This is a genomic window from Grimontia kaedaensis (assembly GCF_023746615.1).
GTDB lineage: Bacteria > Pseudomonadota > Gammaproteobacteria > Enterobacterales > Vibrionaceae > Enterovibrio > Enterovibrio kaedaensis.
The window spans coordinates 2,648,249-2,668,559 of sequence record NZ_CP082275.1 but is presented as its reverse complement, the minus strand read 5'-3'; the positions used below and the strand labels follow the sequence as shown (position 1 = coordinate 2,668,559).

Genomic DNA, 20,311 nt, shown 5'->3' with positions numbered 1-20,311 from the left:
AAGCAAAATAGCGCGGCTATGAAAATTCAACCGACAACGTCCGCGCCTAGACGCCAGCCTTTGTGGCTTGTCCGCGCGATGACGACGCTTTATTGTAAGCACATTCACCGCGGCAGCCAGCTCTGCCAGCAATGCTCAGACTTGATTGCGTTCGAGACGCAGCGTTCAGAGCAGTGTTGTCGCGACAGTGGTACTTTGTCATGCCGTGAGTGCCTAAGGCAGTGTTACCCAGACGTTAAGCGCTTGGAGATTAACCACATCATCCGTTGGGCAGAGCCTAAAGCCAGATGGCGTAAGCCAATTTGGATTGCGAAACGCTACGTGGGCTCACTACTGAATTAACTTTTCGGCTTTTGACTTCGCCAAATGTTCTCTCACGTTTGGCGATGACTTTTAATCAATCAATTTTCCTTTACCCAATCATTGTCATTTTTCCTCGCATTTCCTTGAACCCTCCTTCCTCTAAGTTTTAAACGTCGAATGGGTGGAATATTACCCATTTGCCTCACGGCATATCTCACTTTTGTTTTATTGTTGTTAATTATTTGTTTTCATCTGGATGCTTTTCTTTTTCCTCAGCTAGACCTTAGAGGGCAAATGTTCCCAAAGTTGTGTTTGGGACATAACGACACAAGGAATGAGAGGAAAAGCAATGAAAAAGCTAACGACGATGTTTTCAGTGCTGGCGCTCTGCGCGGGTATGAGCGCGGGTGTTCAAGCGGCACCGGATACCATCAAGTTTTCACATGTGGTGGCTGAAAATACGCCAAAAGGCCAAATGGCGCTGAAGTTCCGCGATCTGGTTGCAGAGCGGATCGGTGACAAATATGTGGTTGAGGTTTACCCAAACTCTCAGCTTTTCGGCGATGGTAAAGAAATGGAAGCGCTGCTGCTTGGAGATGTTCAATTTATTGCCCCTTCTCTCTCCAAGTTCTCTAAATACACCAAAAAATTGCAGGTTTACGATCTACCTTTCCTGTTTGAGGACATGGAAGCGGTTGACCGTTTCCAGCAAAGCCCTTCCGGTCAGGCGCTGCTTTCCTCAGTGAACAGCAAAGGTCTGATTGGTCTTGGCTATCTGCACAATGGTTTGAAGCAACTGTCTGCAAATGACCCATTGCGTGTGCCTGCTGATGCTGACGGTAAGAAATTCCGCATCATGAGTTCAGACGTGCTGGCAGCCCAGTTTGAAGCGGTTGAAGCTGTGCCGCTGAAGAAACCTTTCTCAGAGGTCTTTACCCTGCTGCAAACCCGTGCGATTGATGGCCAGGAAAATACTTGGTCAAACATCTACTCCAAGAAGTTCTTCGAAGTGCAGCCATACATCACGGAATCTAATCACGGCGTGTTGGATTACATGGTGACGACCTCTATGGAGTTCTGGAATGATTTGCCAGATGACGACCGAGCAGTACTGAAAAAAGCACTGGACGAAGCGGTTGCACACGGCAATGCCATTGCCAACGATAAAGCCATGAAAGACCGCCAGAACATTCTGGATTCAGGCCGTAGCGAAATCATCACGCTGACGGACGCGGAGCGTCAGCAGTGGGTTGAAGTGATGAAGCCTGTGTGGGACCAATTCCAGGATGAAATCGGTCCAGAGGTGATTGAAGCCGCAGTGGCTTCTAACCAGTAAATGTTGTAGCCCGGCCAAGGATCAAGGTCGGGCTTTTTAATAATGGAGTTTCAAATGGTTAAGTTGTTACACCGTTTCGAAGAGGGTGCGATTGGCCTGCTTCTGGTGACAATGACACTGCTGGTGTTTTTTGAAGTGATTCTTCGCTTCTTTTTCAACGAGGGTTTGCTCTGGGCTCAGGAGCTGACGCTCTATCTTTCTGCGTGGTTAGTTCTGATGGGCGCATCCTGGGGATTGCGTCAAGGTGCGCATATCGGTGTCGATGCAGCTATCAAACATCTTCCGCCTAACCAACAAAAAGCGGTGACGCTGTTCGCGCTTGCGCTCTGTTTAGTTTATTGCGGCCTGTTTATCTATGGTTCTTGGATTTATCTCAGCAAGATGAAAATGATTGGCATTGAAATGGAAGACATGCCGATTGAGAAATGGAAAGCCATGTCGTGCTTGATTTTGGGTTTTGGTCTGCTGACGTTAAGGGTCCTGACCATTGGCTATGAAGTTCTAACGGGAACCCGAGCTGGTTTTGGACTGGTAGATGAAGCCAAAGAGAGCATGCATCTCGCTGAAGAAGTAACGAAGGAAATGGAAAGCCGGGAGGAGCAAAACAAATGACCATCGCCGTATTATTTGGGTTGCTTTTTCTCTGCATGTTCATGGGCATGCCGATCGCGATTGCACTGGGTTTGTCGAGCGTTGCAACCATTTTGATGTTTTCTAATGATTCACTGGCCTCTATCGCACTAAAGCTGTTTGAGGCAACCAGTGAGCATTACACCTTGTTGGCTATTCCCTTCTTTATTCTGTCTTCTGCGTTCTTATCAACGGGCGGTGTTGCGCGCAGACTGATTAACTTTGCGATTGATTCTGTCGGTCATATCCGTGGTGGCCTCGCGATGGCCTCTGTCATGGCTTGTATGCTGTTTGCGGCGGTATCAGGCAGCTCTCCTGCCACGGTGGCGGCCATTGGCTCTATCGTCATCGTAGGGATGGTGAAAGCCGGTTATCCAAAAGCGTTTGCAGCAGGTGTTATTGCCAACGCGGGAACGTTGGGGATTTTGATCCCACCTTCAATCGTGATGCTTGTATACGCGGCTGCGACCGAAGTGTCGGCGTCTCGTATGTTTATGGCAGGCTTTATACCCGGCCTAATGATGGGCGGTATCTTGATGATTGCAATATACATTGTTGCACGCATCAAAGGGTTGCCTTCACAGCCATTTCCCGGTGTTGGTGCGCTGACACGATCAGGACTTCATGCTCTTGGCGGCCTGATGTTGATCATCATCGTATTGGGTTCGATTTATGGAGGCGTCGCCAGCCCGACGGAAGCAGCTTCTGTAGCCGCTGTTTATGCTTGGCTGGTGAGTGTATGGGGCTACCGAGATATAGGTCCGCTTAAAAACACACCTTGGCGCAAAGAAGGCGAAGGTAGCATTTCCATGTTGCTGCGAAACTTTGCTGCGCTGCCTGTTGTGATGGTGAAATCATTCACGGACAAAGAAGTGAACAACGTGGTACGTGATGCGGCGAAAGTCAGCATTATGCTGCTATTCATTATCGCTAACGCCATGTTGTTTGCTCATGTGCTGACGACAGAGCGTATCCCCCATACCATTGCGGAATCTATTATCGCCTGGGGCTTACCGGCGTGGGGATTCCTGATAGTGGTCAACATTCTGCTGCTGATTGCAGGTAACTTCATGGAGCCTTCAGCCATCTTACTGATTATGGCGCCTATCCTATTCCCGATAGCTACTCAGTTGGGTATTGACCCTATCCACCTTGGGATCATTATGGTGGTGAACATGGAGATAGGAATGCTGACGCCACCTGTTGGACTGAACCTGTTTGTGACGGCGGGCATCACTGGAGAAAGCATGGGCTGGGCAATCAAGGCTGCATTGCCTTGGTTAGGTCTGTTGCTGTTCTTCCTGATATTGATCACCTACATTCCGCAAATATCGCTGTTCCTGCCGGATTATCTCGATTCGCTCAGGGGCTATAAATCCTAACAATCGATACGATAAGAAAAGGGGCGTTTATGCCCCTTTATTCTTTCCAAAATTTATTGTCTCTAAAATGCGTATCAGCCTGCTAGTTTGGAGATCACGCGCTTAAGCAGTTCGATACGTGGTGAGATAGACTCCAGTACAAGACATTCTTCGTCGCTGTGGAAACCCGCGCCAATTGGGCCCAGACCATCCAGTGTAGGAACACCCAGCACTGCGGTCAGGTTGGCAACTGAACCGCCGCCGACCGCTTGCCAGGTAATGTCCATCCCAAGTTCACAGCCAGTTTCTTCAACCTACGCCATTAGGCTTTCTGCGCAACTGCGTCGAGAGTGTGAGTTTGTGCTACTTCTGACGCTTCTGTTGTTGGTGGGCAACGATCAACGAACCAACCCATGTAAGAAGTCAGAATAGTGACGATAATGCACACGAAGCTCAGCCACATGAACGGCGCGTATGAGAGCGTTGCCACACCCAGAATGCTGGCCATATAGATACCGTTGTCGCTCCAAGGCACCATGCCCGAAGTCAGTGTGCCGCCGAACTCGGCGTTACGTGACAGGTTCTTGCGTTGGTAACCGAGACGATCGTAGTTCTTGGCGCAGATTTTAGGGGTCAGGATCAGTGAGACGTACATAGCTGAGCCAAAGACGTTACCAAGAAAGGCAGTGGCGAGAGTGGACGTTGCCAGACTGCCTGCAGATTCAACTTTACGCTCGAACAGCTTGGCGATGGTTTCCAACACGCCCACTTTATCTAGAAGACCACCGAAACCTAAACCAAACACAATCACCGCTACAGAACCCAGCATAGATTCCATACCACCTCGGTTCAAAATCGCATCAATGAAAGAGACGCCAGACTTAATCGAGAAAGGTGCCCAGGCGGTGTTCATCGCTGTCAGTGGGTTCATGTCCTGAACCGCGATGGCCCAGACAACACCAAGCACAGAGCCTAGAGAAATCACTGGAAATGAGGGTAGGCGCATCGCCAGCAATACCAGTACGATCGCCACAGGTACGAAGCTCAGTGGGGTGATAACGAACTGCTGTTCCATCGCAAGAATCACATCGTTCACCTGAGCCATATCAACATTGCCCGCATAGTGCAGACCCAGCGTAGTAAAGAGAATGCCACTAATGATGTAGCTGATAATCGCGATAGGCAGCATGCCTTTGATGTGCTCGACGATTTCAACGCCTGACATGGAAGACGCGAGGATCACGGAATCAGAAAGTGGGGAAAGCTTGTCACCAAAGTAACAGCCTGAAAGCACAGCACCTGCTGTCACGGGGGCGGGAACGCCCAAGCCCTGTCCAATACCCATCATCGCAATGCCAGCGGTACCTGCAGCGCCCCAGGACGTGCCCGTTGCCAATGCAGTCAGCGAACAGATAATCATGGTCGTGGCGAGGAAAATAGAAGGGTGAATCGCCTTTAAACCGTAATAAATGATTGTTGGAACGATACCGCCAGCTATCCAGGTGCCGACCAGAGCGCCAACTGCCAACAAGATCAAAACAGCACCGAGACCATTAGCGATGCCTTGAGTGGCAGCCTGTTCCAGCTCTTTGTAGCTGTGTCCCAGCTTAATGCCGAGTCCGATGATCACGAACCAGCCAATGTAGAGAGCAAGCTGGATAGGCAGGTCTAGTTGGGCGGTAAAAGAAAACGCCATTAACAGGAACAGACCTAACGCTGCGAATACTTGGAATACAGAAGGAAGTCGCACCGGGTGTCTTTGCATAGTTCAAACCTTTTTTGAGTTTGGCCCTGTGGCTCCTGCCTGAGATACCTATTGCCTGTTGGCAGAGGGTAGTGAAGTGAACACTGTCTATGGGCTTGAAAGCTACCTTCCTGGCGGCGGCGGGTACTTTATCGAAAGAGGGTGAGTACGGGGAACAAGTATTTTAGTTTCTGTGACCTTTGCGCACCGGATGTTATCGCATTTGACGGGGCGTTATTTTAGTGTGATTTTTTTGTTGGCGGGATAGGCGTGCTGCTGTTTGGTTCTCGTTTTACTGATGTTTGTATATTTGTTACATTGATGACCTTGGCATGACGCGATAGCGTTAATATTCCGTCACGGCGAGATGTCCTCACTGAAGACACATTGTTCTGATCCCTCCGCTGTCTAAAAACGCCTTAAGGATCTCTCTGTACGCTTGCAGTGCGTCGTATTATCGTGGCCCGTTGTGCCCTTTGTCCGTTACGATTTATTTTTAGTTCTTTGCCGATACAAATATGCGCAGTTTTCGCTTGTTATTTGTGTTGTGACTTTTCAATATAGGCTGAGAATTTTATTACAAGGAGTGTGAGTGCGAATGAAAAGAGTAGGTTTAGTCGGCTGGCGCGGTATGGTTGGATCCGTACTGATGCAACGCATGGTAGAAGAAGGCGATTTCGACGTTATCGAGCCAGTATTCTACAGCACCTCTCAAGTAGGCATCCCAGCGCCAAATTACGGCAAAGATGCGGGAATGCTGCAAGATGCATTCGATATCGAAAGCCTGAAAACGCTGGATATCGTCATTACCTGTCAGGGTGGCAGCTACACCGAAGCGGTCTATCCAAAACTGCTGGCGGCTGGCTGGAAAGGTTTCTGGATTGATGCAGCCTCTACGCTGCGTATGAAAGATGATGCGATCATCACACTGGATCCAGTGAACTTCAAACAAATTCAAGAAGGCATTCACAAAGGCACCAAAGCCTATGTGGGCGGTAACTGTACTGTCAGCCTGATGCTAATGGCAGTAGGTGGTCTGTACCAAGAAGGCTTGGTTGAGTGGATGACCGCGCAAACGTATCAAGCGGCATCGGGTGCAGGCGCGAAAAACATGCGTGAGCTTATCTCCCAGATGGGCACCATCAACGACGCTGTCAGCATGGATCTGGCAAACCCTGCTACATCTATTCTGGATATCGACCGCAAGGTTGCTGAAACCATGCGTTCTGGTGATTTCCCAACGTCTGAGTTCGGCGCTCCGCTGGCGGGCTCACTGATCCCTTGGATTGACGTGAAACGTGAGAACGGTCAGAGCAAAGAAGAGTGGAAAGGGACGGTTGAGACCAACAAGATCCTTGGCATTCAAGACAGCCCAGTACCTATCGACGGTACTTGTGTGCGTATCGGTGCAATGCGTTGTCACAGCCAGGCACTGACACTGAAGCTGAAGAAAGATGTGCCAATGGATGAAATTGAAAGCATCATTGCATCACACAACGATTGGGTAAAAGTGATCCCGAACGAGCGTGATATCACGGTGCAAGAGCTTTCTCCAACCAAAGTGACCGGTACACTGTCTGTTCCTGTTGGCCGTCTGCGTAAGATGGCGATGGGTAACGACTTCCTTAACGCATTCACCGTGGGTGACCAATTGCTTTGGGGTGCAGCTGAGCCGCTGCGTCGTACACTGCGCATCATCCTTTCTGAAGTGGCGTAAACGCGACTTTCAGATTGAACAAAAGCCGCTGACTACAGCGGCTTTTTTGTGCCCTTAGTAAACACGCAAAAAAATACCCCGCCGAGGCGAGGTATCTATCAATGCTTTAGCGTTTAACTTGGAATTAAGCAGCCAGGTTCTGTGCTACGAATTCCCAGTTAACCAGTGCCCAGAATGCATTCATGTAGTCTGGACGCAGGTTGCGGTAATCGATGTAGTAAGCGTGTTCCCACAGGTCAACAGTCAGCAGCGGAGTTACACCGTCTTCAGTCAGTGGGGTTGCTGCGTTTGAAGTGTTAACGATGTCCAGAGAACCGTCAGCTTTCTTCACCAGCCAAGTCCAAGAAGAACCGAAGTTGTTGATTGCTGAATCTGTGAATTTCGCTTTGAACTCTTCGAAAGAACCGAAAGATTTAGCGATTGCATCTGCAACATCACCAGTAGGCTCGCCGCCGCCATTTGGGCTCAGGCAGTGCCAGTAGAAAGTGTGGTTCCAGATTTGCGCTGCGTTGTTGAAAACACCGCCAGTAGAAGTCTTAACGATCTCTTCCAGAGATTTGTTCTCAAGCTCAGTACCTTCGATCAGGCCGTTCAGCTTAACAACGTAAGTGTTGTGGTGTTTACCGTGGTGGAATTCCAGAGTCTCTTGAGAGATATGTGGCTCAAGCGCGTTTTTCTCGTAAGGAAGAGCTGGTAGTTGAAATGCCATTACTCGATTCTCCATGATAGGCGGGGTCGCCCCCTGACATTATTGCTTCCTGTAGATTTATCGTACACTCTAGGTTGTACCCATAAGTGAACGAATCTACTTATAGACCGACTGCGAAACAGTTTAGCAAGTTTTTACTTTATTAAAAGAATAATTTTAAAAAAAGCGGCGGAATTTGACCCTAGAGATTTTAGGCGTTTTTTTCCTTCGCTAACACAGTTAGAATCGTTGTCATCATCACACTTGGTGTTCGAGGAAGTAATGGAAACTATTGATAAAATCAAACAGCAGATTGAAGAGAACGCAATCCTGCTTTACATGAAAGGCTCGCCGAAGCTGCCTAGCTGTGGCTTTTCTTCTCAGGCTAGCCAAGCGCTGATGGCGTGTGGTGAGAAATTTGCGTACGTCGATATCCTGCAAAACCCGGATATCCGTGCTGAGCTGCCAATCTACGCGCAGTGGCCAACTTTCCCACAACTGTGGATTGATGGTGAGCTGATCGGCGGTTGTGACATCATCCTGGAAATGTTCCAGAAGGGTGAGCTTCAGCCTTTGATCAAAAACGCAGCGACACGCCGCGACGCAGAAGAAAACAGCTAAGTGTTTTCCTTCTCAAAAAAAGCCGCTGACAAATCAGCGGCTTTTTTGTATATGTCACTCTGGCTACAGCGTAATTGCTGCAATCCAACCAAACGCAATCAGCGGCAGGTTGTAGTGTATAAATGTTGGCACCACGGTATCCCAGATGTGCTCGTGCTGACCATCGGCGTTCAGACCTGAAGTTGGGCCCAAGGTTGAGTCGGAAGCTGGAGAGCCCGCATCACCCAAGGCTGCAGCAGTACCGACCAAGGCAATGGTCGCCATCGGTGAGAAGCCAAACGCTAATGCCAGTGGCACGTAAATGGTGGCGATAATCGGAATCGTTGAAAACGAAGAACCGATACCCATAGTCACCAGAAGGCCAACGACCAACATCAACAGCGCTGCCAGCGGTTTGTTGTCACCAATGGTGGATGCCAGAGAAGCAACCAGTGTTTCTACACCGCCAGTCGCTTTCATCACTGCCGCGAAACCTGCTGCAGAAATCATGATAAAGCCTATCATCGCCATCATGTGAACGCCGCGGGTGAACACGTCTTGCGTATCTTTCCACTTAATGACACCGCCAAAGGTAAACACCATAAAGCCAGCAAGTGCACCGACTATCATAGAGCCAGTGGTGAGCTGAACACCCAGTGCGGCGGCGATAGCAATCACAGCAACAACAATATTCTGCGGTTTGAACTCTGCTTTTTCAGGCTCTGCAGCTAGGATCTTTTCTTCCGAATAGTGGCGAGGCTTACGGTAGCTGACAAAGGCAGCAACCAACACACCAAACAACATACCAGCCGCTGGTAGCAACATAGCTTGAGGCACCTGACTGCCGACGACATCCAAACCGTTATCGTGCAAATTCTTCAGCAGAATGTTGTTGAGGAAAATGCCGCCGAAACCTACTGGCAACACCATATAAGGAGTGATCAAACCAAAGGTCAGCACACAGGCCACCAATCGACGGTCAAGATTCAGATTGGCAAACACATGCAGCAAAGGTGGAATCACAATAGGGATAAAAGCGATGTGTACGGGAATCACGTTCTGGGACGAGATTGCCAACAGGCCAAGAGCCACAAGCACCATGTATTTCAGCGCTGAAGAAGCATGGTGATTTTCTTTGCCATTCAGTTTCTTCACAACGGATTGCGCCAAAAGATCCGTGATACCTGAGCGGCTAATCGCTACTGCAAAGGTGCCCAACATAGCGTAACTCAGTGCGATGGTTGCACCACCACCTAAGCCACCTTCAAACGCAGAAATGGTTTCGGGCAGTGTTAGACCACTGACCATACCGCCCAAGACGGCACTAAATGTTAGCGCAACCACCACGTTGACTCTTAAAAGTGCCAACGCCAGCATCACGCAAACAGCAATAACAACTGGATTCATTACTTCCTATCCCTACAAACACCCAACGGGGCAAAATCTATCCCAAAAAGACGAAGATCACAGTTTGCTGATATTTTTTACATTGTCGAGGGGAATTTGAAAGGAATTGGCTAGGAGATAAAAAAGGCCAGCGGGGGCTGGCCTTTCGATATTTCTACTGATTAGAACTTATTCAAGCACACTGGAGTCAGCGACAGTAAAGTCTTCAGCTACACCGGTTAAGAATTGCACAAGTTGAGATTGCATCTCAGTGGTATGGCTAAGATCTGCCAAGTTTACATCTTGAGGCGCAATCACAGAGCTGTGATGGCCAACATTACTAAACTTGGTGAAGTTGCGACCACCGCTCGTTGCAGTCGATGCTTGGGTGACCTCATTCAAACCCAAGATTGTTGCCAATGGAATAGTGCCGGCAAACGGCGCAGTTGCTACAGAGTTGGGGACAGTATCGTCGTCTTTTACCTGCTGCATGTAGATAGGTAGGCCATTCAAAACGTTTGTCTCTGTGGCATCATTTAGGCTAACAAGGTTGAGAGGATCCACGGTATCGAGAACAGTTTGCGCAGCGTAGGCAAACTGATTCAGGACGCCTTCTTTTTCAGCATCGGAAACACCCGCAGTTACCGTGTCCACAATCAAAGGTCCAAAAGATCCTGAAGCAATCAAAAGGTTCACTATTTGGCCGCCAGTATTTGCAGCAGCAATGCGCGAATACTTGAACAAGTTATCTGCGTCAGCACTACCCAGCGTATTGTTGGCAGTAGCAACCGTTCCGAAACCCGTAATTCCTCCCAGTGAATGACCGAATAATGAAGGACTATTGGTTGTTGTATCATCGAGGGTCGCTAGTGGCGTACTCCCAAAGAGACCAGCACCTTGAGAAATCGAAACTGCAGCCCTAAGCCCCACGTTGTCCAAAATACTTTGGCGTAAGTTGTCACGTCCTACAGGCAAGTAAGAGAGATTTAGATAGTTCGTTGGGTCAACATTTGCTGAGCGAGTTGCATCTAGGCTTCGTTCACCATGGATAGGCTGGTCTATTGCCAAAATAGCAATATCTTTACCTAAACCTTTAGCGCCGTTGATGAGGTTAGCGGCAAAGGCATAGGCACTTTCTTTGGCAGAAGTGATACCATGCTGATAGATCACTAGTTCCATTGCGCCTGTTGTTGTTGTTGGCGTGAACAGGATAAATGGCACATCATCCAGAGACTTGACCTGAGGAACTGGGCTGTACCCTGTAATGACACGCTCTGAATCTAACTGCGAACCTGTGCTATTTTCGAGAGTTAAGCCAATAAGCTTAAGTTGTTCACTGGTGTCGTCAGTTAGCTTTGAAACATCAATACCCGCTTGCACCAGTTGCTGTGTGACAGTACTCGCTTCGCCAGTATCACTTAGAGCGCTAGAGATAACCGCCAAACTTGGCATTCCTGATTCAAAAGGAGTGGTGTTCCAAGAAGATGCATCTTTTTCTAGGAAGTAGGGTAGTTTCACTGTTCCGTTTGTGACTGTTACCGTACCCGCTGCATAAGCACCGATGAGTGCTGGCGCAACAGTACCATCTGGGTCCACAAACGCGGAAAAGTTCGAATCAGCCTGTATAGCTGCTGCGTAGTCTTGGCCTGATGCAGGTACAGACATCAGATATGCCTGTGACATATCTACACCATTTGGATTTGCAGAACCCTTCCATACCGTATTGAAGTTACCTGCTTCAGCTCCTGTAGCGATGGCCGCTTTCGTGGCATAGAGAGTGTTGCCAACAGATTGGGTTGAGAACCAAGAACTGTAAACGATGTCTTCAGGTTGAATACCAGTCGCTGCAAAGATCGCATTGACCCCTTGGGTGACAGCGCTTGCTGCTTTGAGTGAGTCTACAACCGTTGGGTTGGTTTGCGATATTAAAGTGGCGTATGAACTTGTCATGCCCACGGCTTCGCCATTGGTGTCAGTGAATGCATTGGTGATTGCAAACGCATACTCTGAAGAAGCCTCTAATGGTTGTGTGAATATCACAACAGCACTATCTGAATCCGCGCTTGTCATAACGTTGAAGTCCACACCGACCTGAAGAACACGTTCGACGCTCGGATTTTCATCGGTCAGACCTTCGGTCAGTTTCACAATGCTAATGCCGGTAGTGGCAAAACCGTCTGCTAAGCCTGCTCCCTTAAATGACAAAACCATCGGCATGGATACTGGCCAACCATCCATGGTTCCCATCGCTGCAGCGGGGTTGGAGAGTGCGTTGTCACCTCCAGTTGGAATATCTAATGTTCCGTCAGTTTGGTTCATCAAGATAAAGCTCGGCCCTGGGACATTAGAACCCGCACCAGCAAGCTGAAAATCAATTTGCGTTGGTGATTTCAGGCTTTCCTGAATGTAGTCTTCATAACTGTTGTTTGTTGTTCCGCCGCTTAGTTCGGCTTCTCCGCCACAAGCGGTCAAACCCAAGGCTGATGACACGGCAAGCACAACGAGCTTTTTGTTCACAATTAGTCCTTTATACATATTTAAGTCTCCTGCAATTGTGCTTAGAACGTGTAGTTGGCTTGAAGTGCGCCAATGTATGCTGCACCTTTTGAGTCAAATTCTCGTTCTCCGATGCGTGTGCTTTCAGTAAATGTGCCTGACTTACTCGCAATGTAAGTGACGCCAGCATCAAATGTGAGCGACGGAGAGTAGCGATAAGTTGCTCCTGCGGAGTACCAATATCTGTCTGAATCAGGGATGCTGAGAGTGGATTTACCGGCTTTTTCGTCATAAGCAAAACCCGCACGGAGCGTCCACGTATCGGACACGTCATAGGTTGTGCCAATGGACCAACGGAATACACTTTTGTAGTCTTCATCTTTTTGGAAGCACACACCCTGAATATCATCAGCAGCACATTCGCTTCCGGTTGCTCTGAGTTCGGTAAATGAGCTCCATTGGCTCCACATCATGCTGTAGTGAACAGCTAAATCATCACGTACCTGATGGAAACCGGATAGCTCTGCAATTGCAGGAAGAGGGACGGACAAATTACCAGTTACCTTGTTTCCAACGGTACCTGTCACTGAGCCTCGATGGTCGGTAAAATCTCCTTCAAAATCGAGTTCAACTTCTGAGCGGTAAGCAATGCCAAATCGGTTATTCTCGTCGAGTTCAAACAGCGCGCCGACATTCCAACCAAATCCCCATGTGTCGCCTTCCATACTGATCAATTTGTCACTGGCAGTGAAGGAGTCACCAAATAGGGGAGCAGTGCCGCCAAGGTGGCGGTTCAACTCAGCGATGGCGTACACAATGTTTGCGCCAACACCCAAGCTCAATTGGTCATTGACTCTGTATGCGATTGAAGGGTTGAGATTGACGCTTGCGAGAGAGGTGTCACCCGCAGCATCACCTGCCTGAAACGCATCCGGATAATCTGTAGCAACGCCGTACACGGTGTAAAGGCCAACACCCCAAGCCCATTTGTCATTGATAGGGCTGACGTAATAAGAAGCAGGAACAAGTTGCATAGGCGCAACGTCAGACGCTTTTTGGCCGCTATTGGTGTCGGTGACATCGATTTCGGGATTAACAATGTGAATGGCACCGGAGGCTTGGCTTTCTTCGAACATTGTCATTTGAGCCGGGTTTCGGCCGATGATCGATGCATTGTCGGCAATAGCCGCTTCACCTGCATAAGCTCTGCCTAATCCGCTAGCAGAATGTTCTGATACCTGAAAACCCGCGCTCCAAGCACTTGGGGCGGTGAGAGCAATGGCAACCGCAAGGGCGCTTCTTGATAGTTTTTTTGACATACAGCCTCTCGTCCAAATTGAGTAGTTGGTCAATATTTAACCGAATTCCAATTATTTCAATAAGTTGGAAAAACGTTGCAGCCTATAGCAATTTATTATGACTACTGGTCGGATCTTTACGATGCTTAATATGTCATGACATGCAGTGATGTTAAATAGGTGTTAAATATTTCGTGAGTGTCTGAATTATCGGTATTTTATGCCTAGTTTTAAAACTCTCGTTTTAAGTAAATACACTAATTTGGATTTTCATTTTCTGAAGTGCCTGTATTAACTCATTAATGAATAGACACAATATGGCTAGAATTTGACCATGCGTTTGAATTTGAGCGGAAAACTGAAGAGAATCAAGTCACGCCTGTTACTGTGGAATTTCACTTTTGTGATAAGAAACAAAAAAGCCGATTGCAAAGAATCGGCTTTTTCTCTTTTGTGAAACAGTTGCTTAGAAGGAGTAGTTTGCACCCAATGCGAAGATGTAAGCGTCGCCGCCTGCTTCAAAGTTATAAGTAGCTACACTCTTAGATTCTGTTCCTTCAACTGTATCGCCGTTCAAATAAGCGAAGCCGGCATCGATAGTAAAGGCTTCGCTTGCAGTGTATGTTGCGCCTATTGTATACCAGTTGCGATCAGTGTCAGGGATACTTAAAGTGCGGTACTCTTCTGGTACAGGGCTTTCATCATAAGCGAAACCTGCTCTAAGCGTCCAAGTTGGATTCAGGAAGTAGGTTGCACCAATAGAATAGCGCCAGCTGTCTTCCCAATTTTCTTCATTGAGGAAACACACTCCTACACCATCCGAGCTGGTACAAGACGAACCAGTAGCTTTGAGCTCTTCGAAACTCCTCCAACCAATTCTCATTACGCTGTATGAAACTGCCCATTTTGGTGCGACTTTGTGATAGCCAGAGAACTCAAAAATGTCCGGAAGGTTGAGTTCAACTTCGCCAGGAACAGTTTGTCCAGAGACTAGGCTTGTTGTATTCGAAGTACCGCGATAGTCCCCGTCCAGCGTTATGTCGACTTGCGAACGATAGCCAACACCCAGACGATTGTTCTCGTCAAACTGCCACAATGCACCAACATTCCAGCCATATCCCCAGCCATCACCTTCAAGATGTGCTATCTCTGTAGTTGCTGTTGTACCGGGTATGAAGGGGCTAAGGTTACCTGCATTTCGAACCAACGAGGCGTCAGCATAAACAGCGTTTAAGCCAAGACCCAAACTAAGTTGTTCATTTACCTCATAAGCGAAATTCACGTTGAAATCTACAGTGGCTAACTCGCTTTTGCCTGCTGCAGGCCCCGCTGAAGCATCGGATGGATATTCAGTAGCTAGCCCAAAATTAGAAAAAGCTGAAACACCTAAAGCCATCCTGTCATTCAGTGGTCTTACATAGTGTGCATAAGGCACTAATGCGTCCGGTGCAACATCCGAGTATGTTTCGGCTCCACCTAAATTGCTGCTTTTCAGTGTTGCGTCCACATCCGGTTGGATGAACGAAAGACCACCCGAAACCTGTGCGGAATCGAACATTGTCATTGCTGCCGGGTTACGGGCAGCGACCGCGGCATTATCTGCGATTGCTGCTTCACCGGCAAATGCGCGACCTAAACCGCTGGCGGAATGTTCACTGATTTGGAAGCCAGCGCCGTGGGCCTGGAATGTGGCCAGCGCAATGGCTGTGGAGATTAGGGTACGTTGAGTAAAACGTTTCATTTTGTATTGCCTCTCTGTCACTGCCTTTTATTGTTTTCGTCTTCGACGTTGAGCACTCGATTATGTTCGGCGCAGGTGTCGAATCGTTCTAAGACAGTATAAGTAGCAAATTGCCAAATGTTGTAGTTTTGTTATCAATAGTTTGCGCGAGATCTAGACCCTAAAATTATGCTTGTTGAGAGTAATTTCAGACTTTTGTTTAAAACACTTGATTTGATTGGTAAAAAAAACGGCGGAATGCCTTTAAATTTATACCACTACGCCGTTTCTAATGTTCGCTATTGGGTGCTTATTCGCCAGTGCTCTGTTCGGATTTTTCTTCCGCTAAGAAAATTGGCCAGCCACCCAATTTTTTCCATTTGTTAACAATCTCACAGAATAGTTCGGCAGTGCGCTCTGTATCGTAGAGGGCAGAGTGTGCTTCACGGTTATCGAAAGGGATACCGGCGGTTTGGCAGGCTTTTGCCAGTACAGTTTGTCCAAAGGCCAATCCACTCAGTGCTGCAGTGTCGAAAGTTGCAAACGGATGGAATGGATTACGCTTGAGGTGACTGCGCCCGGACGCCGCCATCACGAAGCTGTGGTCGAAGGTTGCATTGTGCGCGACCATGATGGAGCGCTGACAACCTGCCGCTTTCTGTTCTTTGCGGATCAGTTTGAAGATATCTTTCAACGCATGCTCCTCTTCTACCGCGCCACGCAGGGGGCTGAAAGGATCTTTAATACCGTTGAATTCGAGTGCTTCTTTTACAAGATTTGCGCCTTCGAACGGTGAAACATGAAAGTGAATCGTTTTATCGGGAGAGAGCCAACCGTCTTCGTCCATTTTTAATGTGACAGCACAGATTTCCAACAGGGCGTCTGTTTGGGCATTAAACCCTGCGGTTTCAACATCGATAACAACAGGAAAATAGCCACGAAATCTTGCTTTAAGCGTATTTAGGTTGGTTTCTTGGGTCATGCTTCGGATAACTTGTGAAAATGAGGCGTGCATTATGTCAGAAGCTGGCTGGATTTTCATTTTCTAGTTTTGGCGAGAGCGATTAAAATAGGGCTAAAGATAAGCGCCTGCCTTCCGATAAGGTAAGCAATACCATTTCACTTAGTCACAGGACATGCCAGAGTATGAAGAAAGCCTCGCTGTTGACATTATGTATTGCTGCAAGCCTCGCACCGCTCTCGGTGTCAGCGAGTAAGTATTACGGAGCGAAGCCGACGGAGTCTGTTTGGAAGGTGGCGGTGGACACACCGATCGAGTGCCGTATTGAGCACATGATCCCGAACTATGGCATGGCGACATTCACTTCCCGTGCCAGCAAGAAAATCAATCTGGATTTTGAGTTGGAGATGCGTCGTCCGATGGGTGAAACGCAAAATGTCTCCTTAATCTCAATGCCTCCGGTTTGGTTTGCAGGTGAGCCTGCAGAGTATATCGATCGCCTACGTTTCTACAAGCAGTTCAACGGTTATGTCGATGGGCAAACTGCTTGGAGTATGCTGTCAGAGCTGGAGAATGGCCGATACCCAACCTTTAGCTTCAAGGAATGGCAAAGTAGGGGCAAGCGTGTAGATATTGCTTTGTCATCGGTTGCATTCCAACAGCCTTACAACGAATTCAGTAGTTGTGTGGCGGGTTTACTTCCATACTCGTTTGAAGATATCGCGTTTACAGTGCTTCATTACAATGAGAATGGTGATGAGCTCAACAAAGCGTCTATGGCGAGATTGGCGCAAATTGCCGAGTTTGTTCGTTACAGCCCAGATATCGATTTAGTATTGATGGCGACGTATACCGATGGGCGTGGTGCGAAAGCGGCTAACCAGAGAATGTCTGAAGTTCGCGCTGAAAAACTCGAAGAGTATTTTATGTCTTTGGGCCTGCCGAAAGACAGAATTCAGGTAGAAGCATACGGCGAGCGTCGTCCAATTGCAGAAAACGAAAGTCCCATTGGCCGGAACAAGAACCGTCGCGTGGTAATATCTCTGGGTCGAACGATTATCTAACCAGAAAAGATTCGATGGAATACATTAAAAAGCCCCGCTCATTGCAGCGGGGCTTTTTTTATTTATGCCGTCTCTGGCTCTTTCTCGGGTTCAGGTGTGATGATAGCCATCAAGGCTTTTTCGTTAACATCATCATGCTGCTCTTTGGGCAGGAACTGCTCAGCATAGTGGAGGTAGACTTTCTCTTCGATGAAGAGTCTGAACAGTTGCTCATCGATGTGTTTGTCCTTCGCCATGAAAGCGAGAATTTTGAGTGCTTCACTCAGACTTTTAGCTTTCTTGTAAGGGCGATCGCTAGCGGTCAGGGCTTCGAAAATATCCGCGACCGCCATAATTCGAGCATCAACTGACAGAGAGTTTTCATCCAGTCCGTAAGGGTAACCTTTGCCATCGAGTTTCTCGTGGTGACCACCTGCAATTTCCGGTACGCGCTCGAGGTGCTTAGGATAAGGTAGTTTCCGAAGCATGTTGATGGTTTGGATGATATGGTCGTTGATGATGAAGCGTTCCTCATTCGTCAGCGTGCCGCGCTGAATGGAAAGGTTATAGAGTTCGCCGCGATTGTACTGAAGCTGTGGCACTGGTAGCTTGAATTCCCAGTCTTTAAAGGTTCTGAGCTGTTGTGGCAACCATGGGATTTTCTGATCGAGGGTGTCGGAAAGCACATGCTCTTTACAAGGCAACATGAAACTTCCTCGAGCAGTGCGCCTCGCTTCCTCTTCCCACGAAAGGCCTTGAATATCGTCAATGGTACGCATCCAGGTGCGCTCTGCAATTTTCTCCAGTTTGGCGATGTTGCTGGCATCCATAAATTCACCGCCTTCGTTACACTTGGCGACAAAGGCAAACTCTTCGTCGAGCGCTTGATGTTCTTTAGCTAACCAGATGTCAAGCTCAGCCTCGTTTTTACCTTCCAGACGTCTTTGCCAGTAAGTGATTTCGGCATCGCGCTTGAGCACTTCAAAGCGGGTGCGAACTTCGTGGATACGGTTATAAATTGTCTCGAGTTTTGTAGCCTTATCGACCACATATTCCGGTGTGGTGACCTTGCCGCAATCGTGTAACCAAGCAGCAAAGTAAAGCGCTTCGCGTGATTGCTCATTTAACGTGAAGTCTGGGAAGCGTGTTTTGTCCTTACTGGCCGCTTCAGCGAGCATGAAAGTGAGTTCAGGAACACGCTGGCAGTGACCACCAGTATATGGAGATTTGGTATCGATGGCTGATGCCATCATCTCAATGAATGACTTGAACAGATGTTTCTGCGCGGCCACACGATCCCAGTTTTCCTTGATGAGCGAAGCAAAGCCAAGGAACTGGCGGATAAACTGGAGCTTTTCTTCCTGAGCATCGCCTGGGCAAGAATCGAAGCCCATAAACACGTAGCCCACGCAATCATTTTCCCGGTTGTACAAAGGTACAAGCCAAGCATGTTTCAGCGATTCGGGGAGCAATCCGCGCTCTATATTTGTCGATGATGGTTTGAAACTGAAGAAATGTTGCCCCTGTAACGCCTTTTCAATTTGTGGTGAATCTGCCAACAGCTTTTGTAAATCAACCTGCTTACCTTCCGATGGAATAGGATATTGGGCAGTTAGTGTTAGCGCTTCTCTGTCTTCAGCAGAATTGGTCCAAAGCATCACGTATTCGGCTCCGGAAGTTTGCTGACAGTGAAGTGCAATATCTGCCATCAAAGAATCGAAATTCGAACTATTTGAAACACGATGCAGGGTTTGCAGGAAGTTTTGTATGGTTTGAGACATCATATGAACGGATTCGGAGAGCTCTCTGACTTCCACGATTTTGGAGGTCGGCGTTGAGACATTTGAAAAATCGAGTCGTCGAATTTTCTCGGTTTCTTGAACCAGTACTTTTAGAGGATTAGCTATCCGCTTTGAAGCCCAAATTACCATTAGTGTGCCAATCATTAGGCCAAAGATACTGATGGTGATCTGATTGTTTCTGGCTTCTAGGGCACTTTGGATCATCAGGCGCTCCGGTACGGCTTTCGCCAGCCAAAGTCCGCGTTCACCACCAAAGCTTATCCTAACCAGATTGATCGACCAATTTTCTCCGTTGTGAAGAAGGGTTGCATTGGATTCGCGCCAATCACTGGTGACAAAAAGGTGGTTAAATGGAGATGCAGACATAGCTTCTAAGTACATCCGCTGGTTAATGCCTGAAGAGGTGTCTGGGAGAAATCCAGTGTGGGCGAAAACGCTTTTATGGTCGTCTAAAAGCATGAGTTGGGTTTCTTCGGTATCAACGAGCGAGTAAAGAAACTTGTTCAGCGAATCGAGCGTGATATCTACCGCGAGAACGCCGTCAACCTTTGCAAACTTGCGAGTGAGCGTGATACCCATGCGTTGTATGAAAAGATAAAAGTACGGGTCAGTGACATGAATGCTGCCATCTTCAGGAGCAGCTTTGTACCAAGGCCGTTGAGTGGGTTCATAGCTGATTAAGTCGGTGTCGATTCGAATGTTTTTTAGATTTTTGTTGTAATGTGTCCGGATCTGGTGACCTGCCTTGCTGTTAATATCCACCATGATGTGACTGTCTTCTGGAGTGGAGAATTGCTCTTTCATAAAGTCGAGCTTGGTTGACCTTATGAAGGCCGAACTTTCATTGGGATATCCAACATAGACAGATAACACATCGGGGTTTCGCTCAAGAATGGCGTTAATACTCGATAACCAGTCATCATCATAAGAAGAATAGAGACTACGACCGAAGTCTGAGTTTGCCAGCGCGTCCATGGCTGTAAGTACGGGTGATGTCAGTTTTTGAAAGGAAAGTTTAATGCGTTCTGCGTTTTGCGATGTGCGCTCTGCAGCAAGTTGTTGGTTGAGTTCTTTCGAGTTCTGGTAACTCAGTACAATGAGAAGAACTGAAAGCAGAGATACAACAATGAAAAAGATACCTGCGATATGTATTTGAAGTGTATAGCTGCGCCCTGCCATGATAATCCATTATCTTATTTATGAGACACTCGAGTAAGATTATCAGA

15 protein-coding genes and 1 pseudogene are annotated in these 20,311 nt (G+C 47.9%); 7 read left to right on the top strand and 9 right to left on the bottom strand.

All coding sequences use genetic code 11. The annotated features are described in order from the left end of the window. The first annotated feature begins 18 nt into the window (after window positions 1–18). From K6Q96_RS12100 to K6Q96_RS12085, 4 genes are all read left to right on the top strand, one after another. Window positions 19–342 carry a nitrous oxide-stimulated promoter family protein gene (locus K6Q96_RS12100; protein ID WP_251876020.1) on the top strand — a complete coding sequence of 108 codons (324 nt, stop codon included), beginning with the start codon at window positions 19–21 and terminating at the stop codon, window positions 340–342. 310 nt (window positions 343–652) lie between these two features. After that, window positions 653–1,639 (top strand): TRAP transporter substrate-binding protein, encoded by a 987-nt coding sequence (locus K6Q96_RS12095; RefSeq protein WP_251876018.1) that lies wholly within the window; start codon window positions 653–655, stop codon window positions 1,637–1,639. A 54-nt stretch (window positions 1,640–1,693) separates the two neighbouring features. Continuing rightward, complete coding sequence (locus K6Q96_RS12090; RefSeq protein ID WP_251876016.1) at window positions 1,694–2,251, top strand: TRAP transporter small permease; 558 nt, start codon at window positions 1,694–1,696, stop codon at window positions 2,249–2,251. Then, the gene (locus K6Q96_RS12085; RefSeq protein WP_251876014.1) at window positions 2,248–3,651 is read left to right on the top strand and encodes a TRAP transporter large permease; all 1,404 of its coding nucleotides are present in this window, start codon (window positions 2,248–2,250) and stop codon (window positions 3,649–3,651) included. Before K6Q96_RS12090 ends, K6Q96_RS12085 begins: the two co-directional genes overlap by 4 nt. Before the next feature lie 74 nt (window positions 3,652–3,725). Here the strand turns inward: K6Q96_RS12085 and K6Q96_RS12080 are convergent. Both K6Q96_RS12080 and nhaC read right to left on the bottom strand, forming a co-directional pair. After that, window positions 3,726–3,944, bottom strand: a pseudogene (locus tag K6Q96_RS12080) (M20 family metallopeptidase); the annotation flags it as partial. An 8-nt stretch (window positions 3,945–3,952) separates the two neighbouring features. Next, window positions 3,953–5,395 carry a Na+/H+ antiporter NhaC gene (gene nhaC / locus K6Q96_RS12075; protein ID WP_251876012.1) on the bottom strand — a complete coding sequence of 481 codons (1,443 nt, stop codon included), beginning with the start codon at window positions 5,393–5,395 and terminating at the stop codon, window positions 3,953–3,955. A 577-nt stretch (window positions 5,396–5,972) separates the two neighbouring features. Here nhaC and asd point away from each other — a divergent pair. Further along, a complete protein-coding gene (gene asd / locus K6Q96_RS12070) occupies window positions 5,973–7,091 on the top strand; it encodes an aspartate-semialdehyde dehydrogenase (protein WP_039850385.1) in 1,119 nt (372 codons plus the stop codon). A gap of 124 nt (window positions 7,092–7,215) precedes the next feature. Here the strand turns inward: asd and sodB are convergent, their stop codons facing one another. Beyond that, the gene (gene sodB, locus K6Q96_RS12065; RefSeq protein WP_002541102.1) at window positions 7,216–7,800 is read right to left on the bottom strand and encodes a superoxide dismutase [Fe]; all 585 of its coding nucleotides are present in this window, start codon (window positions 7,798–7,800) and stop codon (window positions 7,216–7,218) included. 261 nt (window positions 7,801–8,061) lie between these two features. Here sodB and K6Q96_RS12060 point away from each other — a divergent pair, with 261 nt between their 5' ends. Further along, window positions 8,062–8,400 carry a Grx4 family monothiol glutaredoxin gene (locus K6Q96_RS12060; RefSeq protein WP_046302831.1) on the top strand — a complete coding sequence of 113 codons (339 nt, stop codon included), beginning with the start codon at window positions 8,062–8,064 and terminating at the stop codon, window positions 8,398–8,400. A 63-nt stretch (window positions 8,401–8,463) separates the two neighbouring features. On the opposite strand, the gene K6Q96_RS12055 is transcribed toward K6Q96_RS12060, so the two are convergent. The 5 genes from K6Q96_RS12055 to rnt form a co-directional block, all read right to left on the bottom strand. Next, window positions 8,464–9,786, bottom strand: a complete 1,323-nt coding sequence (locus K6Q96_RS12055) for a Na+/H+ antiporter family protein (RefSeq protein WP_251876010.1) — start codon at window positions 9,784–9,786, stop codon at window positions 8,464–8,466. 168 nt (window positions 9,787–9,954) lie between these two features. Next, entirely contained in the window at window positions 9,955–12,300 is a 2,346-nt protein-coding gene (locus K6Q96_RS12050) for a VolA/Pla-1 family phospholipase (RefSeq protein ID WP_251876008.1), read from the bottom strand. 23 nt (window positions 12,301–12,323) lie between these two features. After that, window positions 12,324–13,580, bottom strand: coding sequence for an outer membrane protein transport protein (locus K6Q96_RS12045; RefSeq protein ID WP_251876006.1), 1,257 nt, complete (start codon window positions 13,578–13,580; stop codon window positions 12,324–12,326). Window positions 13,581–14,025: 445 nt separating this feature from the next. Further along, the gene (locus K6Q96_RS12040) at window positions 14,026–15,300 is read right to left on the bottom strand and encodes an outer membrane protein transport protein (RefSeq protein ID WP_251876004.1); all 1,275 of its coding nucleotides are present in this window, start codon (window positions 15,298–15,300) and stop codon (window positions 14,026–14,028) included. 289 nt (window positions 15,301–15,589) lie between these two features. Then, window positions 15,590–16,261: a ribonuclease T gene (gene rnt, locus K6Q96_RS12035; RefSeq protein ID WP_251876002.1), complete on the bottom strand. Its 672-nt coding sequence runs from the start codon at window positions 16,259–16,261 to the stop codon at window positions 15,590–15,592. A 164-nt stretch (window positions 16,262–16,425) separates the two neighbouring features. Between rnt and motY the strand changes: the two genes are divergently transcribed. Further along, the gene (gene motY, locus K6Q96_RS12030) at window positions 16,426–17,304 is read left to right on the top strand and encodes a flagellar protein MotY (protein ID WP_251876000.1); all 879 of its coding nucleotides are present in this window, start codon (window positions 16,426–16,428) and stop codon (window positions 17,302–17,304) included. A gap of 62 nt (window positions 17,305–17,366) precedes the next feature. On the opposite strand, the gene K6Q96_RS12025 is transcribed toward motY, so the two are convergent. Continuing rightward, complete coding sequence (locus K6Q96_RS12025) at window positions 17,367–20,264, bottom strand: HD domain-containing phosphohydrolase (RefSeq protein WP_251875998.1); 2,898 nt, start codon at window positions 20,262–20,264, stop codon at window positions 17,367–17,369. Between the last annotated feature and the right edge of the window lie 47 nt (window positions 20,265–20,311).

What these genes read in the sequence shown, in the direction of transcription:
- rnt (WP_251876002.1), bottom strand. Translation starts at nt 16,261, where the DNA reads ATGACCCAAGAAACCAACCTAAATACGCTTAAAGCAAGATTTCGTGGC.
- K6Q96_RS12060 (WP_046302831.1), top strand. Translation starts at nt 8,062, where the DNA reads ATGGAAACTATTGATAAAATCAAACAGCAGATTGAAGAGAACGCAATC.
- K6Q96_RS12050 (WP_251876008.1), bottom strand. Translation starts at nt 12,300, where the DNA reads ATGTATAAAGGACTAATTGTGAACAAAAAGCTCGTTGTGCTTGCCGTG.
- nhaC (WP_251876012.1), bottom strand. Translation starts at nt 5,395, where the DNA reads ATGCAAAGACACCCGGTGCGACTTCCTTCTGTATTCCAAGTATTCGCA.
- K6Q96_RS12025 (WP_251875998.1), bottom strand. Translation starts at nt 20,264, where the DNA reads ATGGCAGGGCGCAGCTATACACTTCAAATACATATCGCAGGTATCTTT.
- sodB (WP_002541102.1), bottom strand. Translation starts at nt 7,800, where the DNA reads ATGGCATTTCAACTACCAGCTCTTCCTTACGAGAAAAACGCGCTTGAG.
- K6Q96_RS12085 (WP_251876014.1), top strand. Translation starts at nt 2,248, where the DNA reads ATGACCATCGCCGTATTATTTGGGTTGCTTTTTCTCTGCATGTTCATG.
- motY (WP_251876000.1), top strand. Translation starts at nt 16,426, where the DNA reads ATGAAGAAAGCCTCGCTGTTGACATTATGTATTGCTGCAAGCCTCGCA.
- K6Q96_RS12045 (WP_251876006.1), bottom strand. Translation starts at nt 13,580, where the DNA reads ATGTCAAAAAAACTATCAAGAAGCGCCCTTGCGGTTGCCATTGCTCTC.
- K6Q96_RS12095 (WP_251876018.1), top strand. Translation starts at nt 653, where the DNA reads ATGAAAAAGCTAACGACGATGTTTTCAGTGCTGGCGCTCTGCGCGGGT.
- K6Q96_RS12090 (WP_251876016.1), top strand. Translation starts at nt 1,694, where the DNA reads ATGGTTAAGTTGTTACACCGTTTCGAAGAGGGTGCGATTGGCCTGCTT.
- K6Q96_RS12040 (WP_251876004.1), bottom strand. Translation starts at nt 15,300, where the DNA reads ATGAAACGTTTTACTCAACGTACCCTAATCTCCACAGCCATTGCGCTG.
- K6Q96_RS12055 (WP_251876010.1), bottom strand. Translation starts at nt 9,786, where the DNA reads ATGAATCCAGTTGTTATTGCTGTTTGCGTGATGCTGGCGTTGGCACTT.
- asd (WP_039850385.1), top strand. Translation starts at nt 5,973, where the DNA reads ATGAAAAGAGTAGGTTTAGTCGGCTGGCGCGGTATGGTTGGATCCGTA.
- K6Q96_RS12100 (WP_251876020.1), top strand. Translation starts at nt 19, where the DNA reads ATGAAAATTCAACCGACAACGTCCGCGCCTAGACGCCAGCCTTTGTGG.